The following is a 14,028-nucleotide window of genomic DNA, read 5'->3' on the forward strand; positions in this document are numbered from 1 at the left end:
AGGGGCCCCGACCGCGGCCAACGCGGCGGGGCGACGGAAGGGGCGAGGAGCATGGGCGATGATCCGGCGGCGGCACTGACCCGGCGCAGCCGCGCACGGCAGGCCGACCTCTACGCGCAATACGCCGGCGGCAACCGCGCCGCCGTGCTCGATGCGCTGGCCGACGACGTCCTCTGGACCTCGGTGGCCGCGCCGGGAATCCCTTGGGCCGGCACGCATCGCGGCCGGGCCGGGGTGGAGGCCTATTTCGCCGCCATCGACGGCGCCGCCCGCATCACCGGCTATGCCGTCGAACGGGTGATCGCCGACGGCGAATGGGTCACCGTCCTGGCCCGTGCCCGCGCCCTGATCCTGACGACCGGGGCGGAGATCGAGATCGCCAAGGCGGACGTCATCCGGCTTTGCGACGGCCGCATCCAGGAATTCCGCGAACACTACGATACCGCCGCCGTGCAGGACGCGCTGCGGGCCCCCGCCGCCCGCTGAGCAGGCCGCCCATTTCCGCCATGCTGCCCGCCGAGGCCGACGGCCTGCCGATGCCGCGCCGGGCCTGGGCGGTGGTCGCCGTCTCGGTCTCCATCGCCATCACCGTGCTCGACAGTTCGATGCTGAACGTGGCGCTGCCGGGCATCGCGCGGACCTTGGGCATCACCCCGGCGGCGGCCACCTGGCTGCTGAACGCCTACCAGCTGACCGTCGTGACCACCCTGCTGCCGCTCGCCTCGCTCGGCGAGAAGCTCGGCTTCCGCCCGGTCTTCCTCGGCGGCTTCGCGCTGTTCGGCCTGGCCTCGCTGGGCTCGGCCATGGCGCCGGGATTCGAGGCGCTGCTGGCCTGCCGCATCCTGCAGGGGCTGGGCTCGGCCGCGGTGATGAGCCTGACGGCGGGGCTGATCCGCCACATCTACCCGCTGAAGCAGCTCGGCCGCGCCATCGGCATCAACAGCATGGTGGTGGCGATCGCCGGCGCCTCCGCGCCGAGTCTCGCCGCCGCCATCCTGACGGTCGCGCCCTGGCAGGCGCTGTTCGCGGTGCATGTGCCGGTCAGCATCCTCGGCATCGTCATCGCCTGGCGGTCGCTGCCGGACCACCCGGGCACCGGCCGGCGCTTCGACTGGACGAGCGCCGGCCTGAACATCGCCACCTTCGGGCTGTTCTTCCTCGGCCTCGACCTGGTGCTGCATGCCACCATCCCGGCCTTGCTGCTGATCGCCGGCGGGGTGGGGGCCGGGGTGCTGCTGGTGCAGCGCCAGCTCAGCCAGCCGGCACCGCTGCTGCCGCTGGACCTGCTCGGCATCCGGGTGATCGCGTTTTCCGTCGCGGCCTCGGTCTGTGCCTTCTCGGCCTGGTATTCCAGCTACGTGTCGCTGCCCTTCCTGCTGCAGGAGGCCGGGATCAGCCAGGGCGGCACCGGGCTGATCATGACTCCTTGGCCGCTGGGCATGGCCTTCGGCGCGCCGGTTGCCGGGCGGCTCGCGGACCGCATCCCGACCGCGCTGCTCTGCGCCGCGGGGATGGCGGCGCTGGCCACCGGGCTGGCGGTGGTGGCCATGCTGCCGCTGCTGGGCAACGGGCTGCTCATCGGCGGGATGATGGCGCTGTGCGGGGCGGGGTTCGGCACCTTCTCCGCGCCGAACAACCGGACCATGCTGGGCTCGGCACCGAAGGCGCGGGCGGGCAGCGCGGGCGGCATGCAGGCGACGGCGCGGCTGCTGGGGACGACGCTCGGCACCACGGTGGTGGGGCTGTGCTTCCAGGTGGCCGGCGCCGGCGGGGCGCGCGTGGCGCTGCTGGCGGCGATCGGCTTCGCTTTGGCCGCGGGGGCGCTGAGCCTGGTGCGGCGGCGGATGTAGGCAAAAAAAGGGGCCGATGGTTGCCCACCGGCCCCGAGTGGTGAACCACACGCCTGGCCCCAGGCCACGGTGCAAGGTCACTGGGAGGAGACGTCCAAGGCATCGCCTGAACGTGTACAATGTGCCTCACGTACACGTGATATCCAAGCGAATTCGTCAGGCCTTTCGATGAATCCTCGGTTAACCGATTCTAATCCGATATCCAAACAAATGGATCCGGGCAAAAAAAGGGCCGGTGGTTACCCACCGGCCCGAGTGGTGATCGCAGTGCCCAGCCCCAGGCTGCGACAGAAGATCACTGGGAGGAGACGTCCAAGGCATCGCCTGAACGTGATTTGTATACGATTCTCACGATGTCGTGTGGATGGAGAAAACATTAACTCCAGTTCAGATTTGCCCAGGTAGTGCCACCCCGGGGCATCACCGGGCTATCCCGCCGCATGCGTGCTGCAGCCCTTGCCCTGTTCCTCCTCCTCGGTGCTTGCGCCGTGCCGCCGCCCTCGCCGGAGCCGCCGCTGCCCTACCCGCCGGCGGCGCGGGAGCGGATGCTGCGGATCGCCCTGGCCGAATGGACGGAATGGGGCGGCCTGGTGGTCTCGCCCGGGCAGCGCCCCGCCTCCGCCCGGGCGGAGAGCGACCCGGCGAATTTCCCCCGCGTCCTGGCCTATTGGCGTGCCGTGCCGCAGGACGAGGGTGCGGTCGCTGCCAACCGCCGGCTCTATGCCGCGGCCCTGGCCGGCGACCCGCGGGGCGCCGCGCTGTGGCAGGAGCCCTTCTGGTCCGCCGCCTTCGTCAGCTACGTCATGCAGGCGGCCGGGGTGGACCGCCGCGAATTCCCCGGCGATGCGGCGCATTCGGTCTATGTCGACGCGCTGATCGCCGACGCCGCCCGCTTCCCCGCCACCGCCCCCTTCCTGCCGCGCTCCCCGGCCGAGCTCCCGCCGCGCCCGGGCGACCTGCTCTGCGCCGACCGCAGCCGCACGCCGATCCGCGACTGGCGGCAGCGGGCGGCCGATGCCGGCCGGTTCCGGCCGATGCATTGCGACATCGTGGTCGAGGCCGGGCCGGGCTTCGTCGACGCGATCGGCGGCAACCTGCTAGACGCCGTCACCCGCACCCGTTTCCCCGCCGACGCTTCCGGGTATCTTCTCCCCGAGCCGCCGGGCGCCCCAACCTGGTTCGCCGTCTTCGAGAACCGCCTGGGGCGCCTGCCGCCATGGATAGAGACGATCCGATGACCGACCTGTTCGAGCCCTTCAGCCAGCGCGGCGTGACCTTCAGGAACCGCATCGGCGTCTCGCCGATGTGCATGTACTGCTGCGGCGGCGACGGGAAGCCCACCGAGTGGCACCTGCAGCACCTGATGTCGCGCGCCGTCGGCGGCGCCGGGATGGTGATGACCGAGGCCGCGGCGGTGACCGCGGAGGGACGCATCTCCCCCGACGACCTCGGGATCTGGGAGGATGCGCAACTCCCCGCCCATGCCCGCCTGGCCGCCGGGATCGCGGCGATGGGGGCGGTGCCGGCGATCCAGCTGGCGCATGCCGGCCGCAAGGCCAGCCGCCGCGCCCCCTGGGAGGGCGGCCCGGCCCCGGCCGAGCGCGGCTGGGTGCCGGTCGCGCCCTCGGCCGAGGCCTTCGACGACTACGCCACGCCGCGGGCGATGGAGGAGGCCGAGATCCTGGCGACCATCGCCGCCTTCGCCGCCGCGGCGCGGCGCAGCGTCAAGGCCGGCTACCGGGTGATCGAGCTGCATGCGGCGCACGGCTATCTCGGCCACCAATTCCTCTCGCCGCTGTCGAACCGCCGCAACGATGCCTGGGGCGGCGACCTCGACGGCCGCGCCCGCTTCGTCCTCGAGATGAGCCGCGCGACCCGCGCCGCCATCCCGGACGAGATCCCGCTCTGGGTCCGCGTCTCCCATACCGACTGGGTCGAGGGCGGCTGGACCACCGAGGAGACGGTGGAACTGTCCCGCCGGCTGAAGGCGCTGGGCGTCGACCTGATCGACGTGTCCTCGGGCGGGCTGCACCCGGCGCAGAAGATCGCGCTGGGCCCTGGCTACCAGGTGCCGGGGGCGGAAGCGGTGAAGGCGGGCGCCGGGATCGCGGTGGCCGCCGTCGGCATGATCACCGAGCCCGAGCAGGCCCAGGCGATCCTGACCGAGGGCAGGGCCGACCTGATCCTACTGGCCCGCGGCCTGCTGCGCGACCCCTATTGGCCGATCCATGCGGCCTCCGTGCTGGGCCGGACCGAGGTTCTGCGGGTGCCGCCGCAGTACGAGCGCGGCTGGGCGACCCTCGGCAAGATGGGGCGGGATGCGGCGCTCGGCGCGCCGCTCCCCGCGCTGTAGCCGCCTTCGGTCCGCCGCCGCCGTCAGGCGGCGCGGCCCCGTTCGACGAGCCGGCGATGCAGGTCGGTCGTCAGCCCGCCGGCGGTTTCGATGCCGTCGAGCCTGGTTCCGCAGGACTCGATGCCGAACAGGATGGGGGCCAGCTGGGCCGAGCTGGTGCCCATCCCGTCGAAGCGATGCCGATCCTCCAGCGGCTGCGCCGCCAGGCTCGGCCTGACGTGAAGGATGGCGGCGAGGACGCCGCTGCGCACGTCGTCCCGGCCGGGGAGAAGCGGGGCGGCCGCGGGCTGCGGTATGGGCATGGGCGCATGTCCAGGGCGTGTGGCGGGCCGGCCTTCCGACGCCGCGGGAACGGGGGCAAGCTTTCCGGCCCAGGGAGGACCGAAGCATGCCCGCCTACCTCATCGCCAACATCCGGGTGAAGGACCCGGCGAAATTCGCCGCCTACCGCGACCAGGTGGCGCCGATGATCGCCCGCTTCGGCGGCCGCTACCTGATCCGCGGCGGCGCGGTGACGCCGGTCGAGGGGGCGCCGGCCCTGGAACGTGTCGTGGTGCTCGAATTCCCCACGATGGCGGGGCTCAAGGCCTTCTACCACAGCCCCGACTACACCCCGCTGATCGCCCTGCGGCAGGAAGCCTCCGACGGCGACGTGGCGCTGGTCGAAGGCTACGAGCCCGGCTGAACACGGGGCCTCCGGCCGCGGTCGCCGCGGCACCGTGCCGGCGTTGGGGGCCAAGCCCGCATCGCCGGGCGGCGCGCCTGGCTGCACAGCCTCATGACCAACGGTAGAAACGAACGAAGTTCTCAAATCGAAAGATTGAATTTCCCGGATGGAGCGACAACTCGATTCGGAAATGCCTTGATTTCGTCCGCGCGTTGCATCGTTCCTCCTTGCCTGGATCCCGGTCTGCGAGGTTTCATCCCGATCGCCGGGCCGGTGGTAACGGCCCGCACGTGACGGAATGGCAAGGATATTTCAGCGATGCATGGAATGCATTCATTTCAATGGGCGGACAAATGGGCGGGATTTCATTCCGGCTTCCCCGACCTTTGGGCGGCGTCTGGCGGCGCGCCGCAGGTCGACCGGTACCCTGTCCCGACCATGCTGCCGGAGACCGGCCTGGACGCCACGCCAGCCGCGCTGACCTTCAGCTATACCGGCGCCCTGCAGACCTATACGGTCCCCGCGACCGGCACCTACAACATCGTCGCCACCGGCGCCTCGGGCGGAACGGCGAATGCCCGCGAAGGCGGCAGCGATGCGGCGGTCGGCGGCTTCGGCGCGCAGATCGAGGGCATCTTCACCCTCACCGCCGGTGACGTCCTCGCCATCGCCGTCGGCGGCCGCGGCGACGACACGCCCGACAGCATCGGGTCGGGCGGCGGCGGCGGCGGCAGCTTCGTCGTCGATGCGAACGGCTCGCCGCTGTTGATCGCAGGCGGCGGTGGCGGCGGTTCCGTCGGCGGCAACTCGTCCCAGCACCGGGGCATCAGCGCCACCGGCCTCGCTGCCGCCAACGGCCATGAAACCGGGTTCCCGACGGCCGATGGCGGCAAGGCCGGCAGCGACGGGCAAGGCGGCGAGGGCGGCAAGACCGATTCCGAGGATGGCGACGGCTATGCCGGCGGCGGCGGCGGCGGCCTGGCGACCTCGGGTGGCGACGGGGAGGTCGCGGTGAATGCCGGCGGCGGCGGCGGCGCCTATGCCGAGGGCCTGACGGGCGGTGCCGGTGGCGCCGGCAACGGCGGCGCCGGCGGCTATGGCGGCGGCGGCGGCGGCGGCTATCTCGGCGGCGGCGGCGGTGGCGGCGGCTACAGCGGGGGCGGCGGCGGCGGCGCCGCGCATGATGACGCCGGCGGCGGCGGCAACGGCGCGTCCTTCACCAGCCTGGCGGCGTCGAGCTTCGGAACCTCGACCGCCAGCGGCAACGGCCTGGTGGTGATCACCCCGCTGAGCGAGGATGGCCTGTCCGCCGGCCCCATCCCCGGCGAAGGCGAAGCGGCTGCGGGCCAGCATCACGCGGCGGGCCACTGCGGCATGGGCCACTGGTTCCTGTAGCCGGGCTGGCCGGACCGGGCTGCGGGGCGCCCCGCAGAGCCGTCACCGCGCCGCGAGTGGCGCCGGCGACCGGCCGCGGATCAGAGCATCTGCCCGCCATCGACGATGATGGTCTGCCCGGTCACCCAGCGCGCCGCCGGGGAAGCCAGGAACATCGCCACCTCGGCCACTTCCTCCGGCGTGCCGAGCCGGCCGAAGGGGATGCCGGCGAGGATGCCGTCGTAGAGCTTCGGGTCGGAGGTCTTCCGCGCCTCCCACGATCCGCCGGGGAATTCGATGCTGCCGGGGGCGACCGCGTTGGCGCGGATGCCCTTCGGCGCATACATCGCCGCCTGGGACTGGGTGTAGTTGATCAGCAGCGCCTTCACGGCAGCGTACGCAGGAGTGCGGATACTCGGCCGGTAGCCGGAGATCGAGGAGACGTTGACGATGCAGCCCTTCGCCTGCTCCAGGAAGGGCAGCGCCGCATGCGTCGCCCGCACGGTGGCCATGACATCCACCGAAAGCCCCTGCGCCCAATGCTCTTCGGTGTCCTGCGACCCGAAGCCGGAGGCGTTGTTGACGAGGATGTCGATGCCGCCCAGCGCCTCGGCCGCCGCGGCGACATAGGCCGCGACGGCGTCGCGGTCGCCGAGGTCGCAGGGGGCGGCATGCGCGGCGACGCCGAGTGCGGCGATCTCCGCCCGTGTCGCCTCCAGCGGGCCGGCGCCGCGGGCGCAGATGGACACCGATGCGCCCGCTCGCGCGAAGCCCAGCGCGGTCGACCGCCCGATGCCGCGGCTGCCGCCGCAGACCACCACGCGCTTGCCCTTGAAATCGAACATCCTCGTCGTCTCCTTCAATCCCGTTCGCGCCAGGCGGCCATCAGCGCCGCGCCGGTCAGCAGGTCGGCGTATTTCTGCCCCATGTCGAAGAGGTTCGCCTCGTGCGGGGCGATCGCCCGGTCGCCGACGCAATCCATGAGGCAGATGGTGCGGAAATTATGCTGCAGCGAATCCACCACGGTGGCCCGCACGCAGCCGGACGTGGTGCAGCCGGCGACCGCCACCGTATCCACCCGCCGCATCGCGAGCCACCCCGCCAGCTCCGTGCCGAAGAAGGCGGAGGCATTGCGCTTGCGCAGCACCAGCTCGCCCGGCACGGGCGCGAGTTCGGGGACGATCTGCGACAGCGGGCTTGCCTCGGTCAGCTTGCGCAAGGTCGGCACCTTGCGGGTGAAGCCGCCGGCATCCGCGCCGTCATCGGCATAGACCACCCGCGTATGCACCACCGGCCAGCCCCGTTCGCGGGCGAAGGCCAGCAGCGGCACGGTGCGTTCGATCGCCGCGGCGATGTTGCCGCCGCCGAAATGCGCCGGGTCGGTGAAGCCGACCACGAAGTCGACGATGACGAGGGCCGGCGCCACGCCCAGCCCGCTGGACTGCCCCATGCCCTGGGCCGCATAGATGCCGATCTCGGGATGCGTCATGCGGTGCCCTCGTGCTGCGGCGGGAAGGCTAGCCGCCGCGCGCGGCGCCGCCCAGGCCGCACGGCGCCTTGATGCCGGCGCGCGCGGGCGCATCTTGGCGGGGCATGAACATCCCCTTCCTCCCCCGCCACCCGCGCGTGGCCGTGGTCCGGCTCTCCGGCGCCATCGCCGCCCGCCCCGGCTTCGCCGGCGGCATCAGCCTGGCCACCACCGGCCCGGTGCTCGACCGCGCCTTCGCCCTCAAGCGCCTCGCGGCCGTCTTCCTGGTCATCAACTCGCCCGGCGGGTCGCCGGTGCAGTCCAGCCTGGTGGCGGGGCGCATCCGCCGCCTGGCGGAGGAGAAGAAGCTGCCGGTCATCGCCTGCGTCGAGGATGCCGCGGCCTCGGGCGGCTACTGGATCGCCTGCGCGGCGGACGAGATCATCGCCGACCCGTCCAGCATCCTCGGCTCGATCGGGGTCATCGCCGCGGGCTTCGGCTTCACCGGCGCGCTGGAACGGCTCGGGGTGGAGCGGCGGCTGCGCACCGCGGGGACGGAGAAGAGCTTCTGGGACCCCTTCCGGCCGGAGGCGCCGGCGGATGCGGCGCGGCTGGACACCCTGCTGGAGGACCTGCACGGCGAATTCCGCGCCTGGGTCACCGCCCGCCGCGGCGCGACGCTGAAGGCCCCGCCGGAAGAGATCTTCACCGGCCGCTTCTGGCCGGGCCGCCGCGCGGTGGAGCTGGGCCTCGCGGACCGGCTCGGCGATGCGGCGGGGGAGGCGAAGCGGCGCTTCGGCGACAAGGTCCGGCTGGTCCAGGTCGGCGGGCCGCGGCCGCCGCTGCTGCGGCGCCTGCTGCCGGGGCTTTCGGCCGAGGCGGTGCTGGCGGCGGTGGAGGAGCGGGCGGCCTGGGCGCGACTGGGGTTGTGAAGGAAGGCAGGGGAGAGGGTATTCTCCCCAGGCCTTCATTTATTTATTTATTCGGGTCCGTATTCGCCGCGCGGCGGGTGCCAACCCACAGAAAGGAAGGGTGGGGTTTGGGGAGGGAATACTTCCCCCTCCCCAAGCTTTTCGGCGAGGCGGTCTCAGCCACCCTGGCGGGCCAGCTGCCGGCGCGTAGCCGGCGCGGCGCGGTAGACCAGCTGGCGGTTCTCGCCGCCGCCCACCACCTCGGCCACCAGGCCGGACGGCGCCTGGGTGGTGGGATCGGCCGCATAGGCCAAGCGCTGGTTCTCGCCGCCGCCGATGATGCGGGCGAGGCCGCCGCCGACGACGTTCCGGCTGGGCTCGGCATAGGCGACGACGGCATCCGGGCCGCCGCCGATCAGGCGGGGGCCGTTGTCCTGGGCCTGGGCGGCGCCGAGGGTGGCAAGCGCGACGGCGGACGCGAACAGGGTGGTGCGGAACATGGGGGTCTCTCCGATTGGGGCCACCGGGATGCGGCGGCGTTGGAGGGGTAGATACCGGACGATTAGATCGTGCACGATAGACCAGATCGCATGCCTGCCCCGCGATTCAATCATGGTCGCTTTAATCGCGCACGATATATTAGCGTGGCCCGAAACCCAGGAGGCGACATGACCGAATCCCCAGGCGCGACGGCCACGCCGCTCGACCTCGACGAATTCCTCTGCTTCGCCGTGCATTCCACGGCGCAGGCGATCGGCCGCGCCAACAAGCCGATGCTGGATGCGATCGGCCTGACCTATCCGCAGTACCTGGTCATGGTCGTGCTGTGGGCGGAGGACGACCAGACGGTGGGCCGCATCGGCGACAAGCTCTATCTCGAATCCAACACCCTGACGCCGCTGCTGAAGCGGCTGGAGGCGGCCGGCCATGTCACCCGCCTCCGCTGCCCGGAGGACGAGCGCCAGGTCCGCATCCGCCTGACCGACCAGGGCAAGGCCCTGCGCGCCAAGGCCGCCGAGCATCGGCCGGAATGGATCGATCGCGCCTTCGCCGACCACGCCGCGATGTGCGAGCTGCGCACGCGGATCACCGAGCTGCGCGACCGGCTGCTGCCGGGCGGCTAGCCGCCCACCTGCCGGATCCACTCCGGCAGGTTGTAGTAGGTGCTCACCCGGCTGATCCGCCCGTCCGCCACTTCCAGGAAGGCCCCGGCCGGCAGGTCGTAGCGCTGGCCCTTTGCCTCCGGCAGGCCGGGATCGGTCGCCAAGTATTCCCCCGCCACCCGGAATTCCGCCGCCGCCCGCGTGCCGGTGGCATCCACCATCACCACGAGATCGCGGATCGCCTCCCGGTAGGACCGGTCCATATGGCCGAGGAAGGCGCGGAAGGCCGGCTTGCCCACCTCGCGTGGGCCCTGGTTCACGTCGTGGATCACCTCCTCCGCCAGCAGCGCCAGCATGGCCTCCCGGTCGCCGGCGTCGAAGGCGGCGTAGTAGGCGCGGATCAGGCGTTCGGTCTCGGTCATCGGTTTCCCCTTGGGGCTTGGCCGCCCCCCACTATGTTCCGCCGCGCCGGCATGGCAAAAGCCGCCGCATGCCGACCGACCCGCGCGCCGCACCCGCCAAGCCCCCCAGCTTCCAGGAGCTCATCCTCCGGCTGCATGCCTATTGGTCGGCCCAGGGCTGCGTCATCCTGCAGCCCTACGACATGGAGGTCGGCGCCGGCACCTTCCACCCGGCGACCACGCTGCGGGCGCTCGGCCCGAAGCCCTGGAAGGCGGCCTATGTCCAGCCTTCCCGCCGGCCGTCGGATGGCCGGTACGGGGAGAACCCCAACCGGCTGCAGCACTACTACCAGTACCAGGTCATCCTGAAGCCCTCGCCCGCCGACCCGCAATCGGCGCTGATCGGCAGCTACCGCGCCATCGGGCTCGACCCGCTGGTGCACGACATCCGCTTCGTCGAGGACGACTGGGAAAGCCCGACGCTGGGCGCCTGGGGCCTTGGCTGGGAGGTCTGGTGCGACGGGATGGAGGTGACCCAGTTCACCTATTTCCAGCAGGTCGGCGGCATTCCCTGCGAGGTCCCCTCCTGCGAGCTGACCTACGGCCTGGAACGCCTGGCGATGTACATCCAGGGGGTCGAGAACGTCTACGACCTGGACTTCAACGGCCAGGGCGTGAGCTACGGCGAGATCTTCAAACGGGCCGAGGTGGAATACAGCCACCACAACTTCACCCACGCGAATGTGGAGAAGCTGTTCCGCCACTTCCAGGACGCCGAGGAAGAGTGCGCCGACCTGCTGCGCCAGGGCCTGGCGCTGCCGGCCTACGACCAGTGCATCAAGGCCAGCCACCGCTTCAACCTGCTCGATGCCCGCGGCGCCATCAGCGTGACCGAGCGGGCCGCCTATATCGGCCGGGTCCGCACCCTGGCGAAGGGCTGCTGCGAGGCGTGGATCAAGGGCGGGGCCTAGGGTAGAATGACGTTTGGCGTTCTACCATGGGGGCCGGCATGGGCCAGCTGAACATCAAGGACGAGGCATTGATCGCCGAGGCCAAGGCACTGGCGGAATTGCTCGGGACCACGACGACCGATGCGATCCGTCGCGCCGTGAATGAGCGGCTGGCGCGCGAGCGGGTCGGCGATGACGAGGACAAGCGGCGCCGCTTCGATGCCATCATGGCCATCGCCCGGGAGGCCTCGACGCTGTTCCCGCCTGGGACCACCAGCGACCATTCGGAATTCTACGACGAGGACGGACTGCCCCGGTGATCGTCGATACCTCGGCTCTCATGGCGATCCTGCGCGACGAACCGGACGCCGAGGCTTTCGGCGCGGCGCTGACGCAGGCGGCGTCCGTGTCCATCTCGGCCGCGACGCTGGTGGAGGTCTGCGTGGTGGCGGAGGGACGTGCCGGTCCCCCGGTGCGTGACCGGCTGGAACGGCTGCTCGTCGCGGGCCGCGTCCAGGTCGCGCCATTCACCGCCGAGCATGCGGCCATGGCTACCGAGGGCTGGCGCCGCTTCGGCAAGGGGCGGCATCCGGCCGGCCTCAACCTCGGCGACTGCTTCGCCTATGCCCTGGCCAAGTCGCGCAACGAGCCGCTGCTGTTCAAGGGCGACGATTTCTCCAAGACCGACATAAAGGCCGCGTTGCAGCCCCATGCCTGAACTGCTGATCGAGCTCTTCTCCGAGGAAATCCCGGCCCGCATGCAGGCCCGGGCGGCGGAGGAGCTGTGCGCGGCCCTGCTGAAGGCGCTCTCGCCGCTGATGACCGCGGCGCCGCGCCCGCTGCATGGCCCGCGCCGGATCGCCGCGGTGGGCGAGATGGCGGCGCGCGCCGAGACGCCGGGCAAGGAGGAACGCGGGCCGCGCATCGGCGCCCCGGATGCGGCGCTGGACGGCTTCCTGCGCAAGCATGGCGCGACGCGGGAGCAACTGACCCAGGAAGGCCAGTTCTGGGTGCTGCAGAAGCCCGGCGCGGTGATGGAGGCCGCGGCGCTGGTCGCCGAGAAGCTGCCCGGCATCCTGCGCAGCTTCCCCTGGCCGAAATCCATGCGCTGGGGCACCAGCGACTTCGCCTGGGTGCGGCCCCTGCAGCGCATCCTCTGCGTGTTCGACGGCCGGCCGGTGCCCTTTGCGCTGGCGCAAGGCGGCGACGCGGTGCATGGCCTAAGCGCCGCCGGGCTGACGGAGGGGCATCGCGTGCTGGCCGGGACCGAGCCCTTCGCGGTGCGGCACTTCGCCGACTATGCCGAGGGCCTGCGCGCCCGCTTCGTCGTCGCCGACGCCGCCGAGCGCGAGCGGATCATCGAGACCGGCATCAATGAACTGGCCGCGGCCGAGGGGCTGGAGGTGGTGCCCGACCGCGGCCTGCTGGCCGAGGTCGCCGGGCTGGTGGAATGGCCGGTGCCGCTGCTGGGGCGGATCGACGAGGCCTACATGGACCTGCCGCCCGAGGTCATGCGGACCTCGATGCGGGTCAACCAGCGCTATTTCGCCCTGCGCCACCCGGATGGCCGGGCCGCGGCGCGTTTTGCCGTGGTGTCGAACGTGACGCCGCAGGATGGCGGGGCGGCGATCGTCGCGGGCAACGAGCGGGTGTTGCGGGCGCGGCTGTCGGATGCGCGGTTCTTCTGGGACCAGGACCTGAAGCAGCCGCTGGAGACCACCCTCGCCAGGCTGGACGGCGTGGTGTTCCACGCCAGGCTGGGGACGCAAGGCCAGCGGGTGGCGCGGTTGGAACGCCTGGCCGGGCTGATCGCGCCCATGGTCGGCGCCGATCCGGCCCTGGCCGCGCGGGCGGCGAGGCTGGCCAAGGCCGACCTCGCCACCGGCATGGTCGGCGAATTCCCCGAATTGCAGGGGGTGATGGGCCGCTACTATGCGCTGGCCGGCGGCGAGGACCCGCGTGTGGCGGAGGCGATCGGGATGCACTACCGCCCGCTCGGCCCGGGCGATGCGGTGCCGTCCGAACCCGTCGCGGTGGCGCTGGCGCTGGCCGACAAGCTGGACCAGCTGGCCGGATTCTTCGCGGTGGACGAAAGGCCGACCGGGTCGGGCGACCCCTATGCGCTGCGCCGCGCGGCGCTCGGCGTCATCCGGCTGATCCGCGAGAACCGGCTGCGGCTGCCGCTGGCCGAGGTGATTGGGGAGGCCTTCTTCGGCTACCCGCAATCCACCGGCAGCACCGCCAGCCCCGAATTCGGCCTGGGCGTCGCCGCCGAGACCATGAAGGCGGGCTGGCAGGCGCCCGCCGGGTCCCGCCACCCGCCGATGGTCGCCGCTTTTGCCGCCGGCTTGCTCGACTTCCTGGTCGAACGCCTCCGCGTCCAGCTCCGGGCCGAGGGCGCCCGGCATGACATCCTCACCGCCGTCTTCGGCGCCACGCCGGACGACGACCTGACCCGCCTGCTCGCCCGGTCCGATGCGCTCGCCACCATGCTGGCCACCCCGGACGGCGCCAACCTGTTGGCCGCCTACAAGCGCGCCGCCAACATCCTGCGGATCGAGAACCGCAAGGACGGCCCGCATGACGGCCCGGTGGATCCCGCCCTGCTCGCCACCGGCGCGGAACGGGCGCTCGGCCAGGCCGTTGCCAGCAGCACACAGGCGGTCACCGCCGCCCTGGCCGCCGAGGATTTCCTCGCCGCCATGGCCAGCCTCGCCAGCCTGCGCGGACCGGTCGACGCCTTCTTCGACCAGGTGGTGGTGAACGATGCGGACCTGCAACTTCGCCGCAACCGGTTGCGTTTGCTCCATACCCTCTGCGCCGCCATGGATGCGGTCGCGGATGTCTCGAAGATCGAAGGTTGAAACGCGTCCGGGTGCGTTAAGCCGCCATTCATGCAACTCTGCACTGAACGGCCCAGCGAACGGCCAGCCATCCGGTAGCCAAGGGGA

General features: G+C 71.7%; 17 protein-coding genes. 12 read left to right on the forward strand and 5 right to left on the reverse strand.

The genetic code is table 11. The features are described 5' to 3' along the window. The first annotated feature begins 51 nt into the window (after positions 1-51). The 4 genes from ACFQS7_RS13760 (at position 52) to ACFQS7_RS13775 (ending at position 4,203) form a co-directional block, all read left to right on the forward strand. A complete protein-coding gene (locus ACFQS7_RS13760; protein WP_380067653.1) occupies positions 52-486 on the forward strand; it encodes a nuclear transport factor 2 family protein in 435 nt (144 codons plus the stop codon). A gap of 20 nt (positions 487-506) precedes the next feature. After that, complete coding sequence (locus ACFQS7_RS13765; protein WP_380067654.1) at positions 507-1,850, forward strand: MFS transporter; 1,344 nt, start codon at positions 507-509, stop codon at positions 1,848-1,850. Positions 1,851-2,290: 440 nt separating this feature from the next. Further along, positions 2,291-3,088 carry a DUF2272 domain-containing protein gene (locus tag ACFQS7_RS13770; protein ID WP_380067655.1) on the forward strand — a complete coding sequence of 266 codons (798 nt, stop codon included), beginning with the start codon at positions 2,291-2,293 and terminating at the stop codon, positions 3,086-3,088. After that, the gene (locus ACFQS7_RS13775; protein WP_380067656.1) at positions 3,067-4,203 is read left to right on the forward strand and encodes an NADH:flavin oxidoreductase/NADH oxidase; all 1,137 of its coding nucleotides are present in this window, start codon (positions 3,067-3,069) and stop codon (positions 4,201-4,203) included. Before ACFQS7_RS13770 ends, ACFQS7_RS13775 begins: the two co-directional genes overlap by 22 nt. Positions 4,204-4,226: 23 nt before the next feature. On the opposite strand, the gene ACFQS7_RS13780 is transcribed toward ACFQS7_RS13775, so the two are convergent. Next, positions 4,227-4,505: a hypothetical protein gene (locus tag ACFQS7_RS13780; RefSeq protein WP_380067657.1), complete on the reverse strand. Its 279-nt coding sequence runs from the start codon at positions 4,503-4,505 to the stop codon at positions 4,227-4,229. 86 nt (positions 4,506-4,591) lie between these two features. Here ACFQS7_RS13780 and ACFQS7_RS13785 point away from each other — a divergent pair, with 86 nt between their 5' ends. Both ACFQS7_RS13785 and ACFQS7_RS13790 read left to right on the forward strand, forming a co-directional pair. Next, positions 4,592-4,888, forward strand: coding sequence for a DUF1330 domain-containing protein (locus ACFQS7_RS13785; RefSeq protein WP_380067658.1), 297 nt, complete (start codon positions 4,592-4,594; stop codon positions 4,886-4,888). 420 nt (positions 4,889-5,308) lie between these two features. Beyond that, entirely contained in the window at positions 5,309-6,265 is a 957-nt protein-coding gene (locus ACFQS7_RS13790; protein WP_380067659.1) for a hypothetical protein, read from the forward strand. 80 nt (positions 6,266-6,345) lie between these two features. Here ACFQS7_RS13790 and ACFQS7_RS13795 read toward each other — a convergent pair whose 3' ends face one another. Then, positions 6,346-7,089, reverse strand: coding sequence for an SDR family NAD(P)-dependent oxidoreductase (locus ACFQS7_RS13795; RefSeq protein ID WP_380067660.1), 744 nt, complete (start codon positions 7,087-7,089; stop codon positions 6,346-6,348). A gap of 14 nt (positions 7,090-7,103) precedes the next feature. Then, positions 7,104-7,733: an isochorismatase family protein gene (locus tag ACFQS7_RS13800; protein ID WP_380067661.1), complete on the reverse strand. Its 630-nt coding sequence runs from the start codon at positions 7,731-7,733 to the stop codon at positions 7,104-7,106. Between the two features lie 104 nt (positions 7,734-7,837). Here ACFQS7_RS13800 and ACFQS7_RS13805 point away from each other — a divergent pair, with 104 nt between their 5' ends. Next, positions 7,838-8,644, forward strand: coding sequence for a S49 family peptidase (locus ACFQS7_RS13805; RefSeq protein WP_380067662.1), 807 nt, complete (start codon positions 7,838-7,840; stop codon positions 8,642-8,644). A 155-nt stretch (positions 8,645-8,799) separates the two neighbouring features. On the opposite strand, the gene ACFQS7_RS13810 is transcribed toward ACFQS7_RS13805, so the two are convergent. Then, positions 8,800-9,123 carry a hypothetical protein gene (locus ACFQS7_RS13810; protein ID WP_380067663.1) on the reverse strand — a complete coding sequence of 108 codons (324 nt, stop codon included), beginning with the start codon at positions 9,121-9,123 and terminating at the stop codon, positions 8,800-8,802. 168 nt (positions 9,124-9,291) lie between these two features. Between ACFQS7_RS13810 and ACFQS7_RS13815 the strand changes: the two genes are divergently transcribed. Beyond that, on the forward strand, positions 9,292-9,747 hold the full coding sequence (locus tag ACFQS7_RS13815; protein WP_380067664.1) for a MarR family winged helix-turn-helix transcriptional regulator: 456 nt from the start codon (positions 9,292-9,294) through the stop codon (positions 9,745-9,747). On the opposite strand, the gene ACFQS7_RS13820 is transcribed toward ACFQS7_RS13815, so the two are convergent. Then, on the reverse strand, positions 9,744-10,148 hold the full coding sequence (locus ACFQS7_RS13820) for a ketosteroid isomerase-related protein (RefSeq protein WP_380067665.1): 405 nt from the start codon (positions 10,146-10,148) through the stop codon (positions 9,744-9,746). The genes ACFQS7_RS13815 and ACFQS7_RS13820 overlap by 4 nt on opposite strands. Positions 10,149-10,216: 68 nt before the next feature. Here ACFQS7_RS13820 and ACFQS7_RS13825 point away from each other — a divergent pair, with 68 nt between their 5' ends. Genes ACFQS7_RS13825 through glyS form a run of 4 tightly spaced genes read left to right on the forward strand, consistent with a single transcriptional unit; the run spans position 10,217 to position 13,941 of the window. Next, complete coding sequence (locus tag ACFQS7_RS13825; protein WP_380067666.1) at positions 10,217-11,098, forward strand: glycine--tRNA ligase subunit alpha; 882 nt, start codon at positions 10,217-10,219, stop codon at positions 11,096-11,098. 38 nt (positions 11,099-11,136) lie between these two features. Further along, complete coding sequence (locus tag ACFQS7_RS13830; RefSeq protein ID WP_380067667.1) at positions 11,137-11,397, forward strand: type II toxin-antitoxin system VapB family antitoxin; 261 nt, start codon at positions 11,137-11,139, stop codon at positions 11,395-11,397. Beyond that, positions 11,394-11,795, forward strand: a complete 402-nt coding sequence (locus tag ACFQS7_RS13835; protein ID WP_380067668.1) for a type II toxin-antitoxin system VapC family toxin — start codon at positions 11,394-11,396, stop codon at positions 11,793-11,795. The genes ACFQS7_RS13830 and ACFQS7_RS13835 overlap by 4 nt, the downstream gene beginning before the upstream one ends. Next, positions 11,788-13,941, forward strand: coding sequence for a glycine--tRNA ligase subunit beta (gene glyS, locus ACFQS7_RS13840; RefSeq protein ID WP_380067669.1), 2,154 nt, complete (start codon positions 11,788-11,790; stop codon positions 13,939-13,941). Before ACFQS7_RS13835 ends, glyS begins: the two co-directional genes overlap by 8 nt. The last annotated feature ends 87 nt before the right edge of the window (positions 13,942-14,028 follow it).

This window comes from Dankookia sp. GCM10030260, assembly GCF_042666655.1.
Lineage (GTDB): Bacteria > Pseudomonadota > Alphaproteobacteria > Acetobacterales > Acetobacteraceae > Paracraurococcus.

What these genes read in the sequence shown, in the direction of transcription:
- ACFQS7_RS13760 (WP_380067653.1), top strand. Translation starts at nt 52, where the DNA reads ATGGGCGATGATCCGGCGGCGGCACTGACCCGGCGCAGCCGCGCACGG.
- ACFQS7_RS13765 (WP_380067654.1), top strand. Translation starts at nt 507, where the DNA reads ATGCTGCCCGCCGAGGCCGACGGCCTGCCGATGCCGCGCCGGGCCTGG.
- ACFQS7_RS13770 (WP_380067655.1), top strand. Translation starts at nt 2,291, where the DNA reads ATGCGTGCTGCAGCCCTTGCCCTGTTCCTCCTCCTCGGTGCTTGCGCC.
- ACFQS7_RS13775 (WP_380067656.1), top strand. Translation starts at nt 3,067, where the DNA reads ATGGATAGAGACGATCCGATGACCGACCTGTTCGAGCCCTTCAGCCAG.
- ACFQS7_RS13780 (WP_380067657.1), bottom strand. Translation starts at nt 4,505, where the DNA reads ATGCCCATACCGCAGCCCGCGGCCGCCCCGCTTCTCCCCGGCCGGGAC.
- ACFQS7_RS13785 (WP_380067658.1), top strand. Translation starts at nt 4,592, where the DNA reads ATGCCCGCCTACCTCATCGCCAACATCCGGGTGAAGGACCCGGCGAAA.
- ACFQS7_RS13790 (WP_380067659.1), top strand. Translation starts at nt 5,309, where the DNA reads ATGCTGCCGGAGACCGGCCTGGACGCCACGCCAGCCGCGCTGACCTTC.
- ACFQS7_RS13795 (WP_380067660.1), bottom strand. Translation starts at nt 7,089, where the DNA reads ATGTTCGATTTCAAGGGCAAGCGCGTGGTGGTCTGCGGCGGCAGCCGC.
- ACFQS7_RS13800 (WP_380067661.1), bottom strand. Translation starts at nt 7,733, where the DNA reads ATGACGCATCCCGAGATCGGCATCTATGCGGCCCAGGGCATGGGGCAG.
- ACFQS7_RS13805 (WP_380067662.1), top strand. Translation starts at nt 7,838, where the DNA reads ATGAACATCCCCTTCCTCCCCCGCCACCCGCGCGTGGCCGTGGTCCGG.
- ACFQS7_RS13810 (WP_380067663.1), bottom strand. Translation starts at nt 9,123, where the DNA reads ATGTTCCGCACCACCCTGTTCGCGTCCGCCGTCGCGCTTGCCACCCTC.
- ACFQS7_RS13815 (WP_380067664.1), top strand. Translation starts at nt 9,292, where the DNA reads ATGACCGAATCCCCAGGCGCGACGGCCACGCCGCTCGACCTCGACGAA.
- ACFQS7_RS13820 (WP_380067665.1), bottom strand. Translation starts at nt 10,148, where the DNA reads ATGACCGAGACCGAACGCCTGATCCGCGCCTACTACGCCGCCTTCGAC.
- ACFQS7_RS13825 (WP_380067666.1), top strand. Translation starts at nt 10,217, where the DNA reads ATGCCGACCGACCCGCGCGCCGCACCCGCCAAGCCCCCCAGCTTCCAG.
- ACFQS7_RS13830 (WP_380067667.1), top strand. Translation starts at nt 11,137, where the DNA reads ATGGGCCAGCTGAACATCAAGGACGAGGCATTGATCGCCGAGGCCAAG.
- glyS (WP_380067669.1), top strand. Translation starts at nt 11,788, where the DNA reads ATGCCTGAACTGCTGATCGAGCTCTTCTCCGAGGAAATCCCGGCCCGC.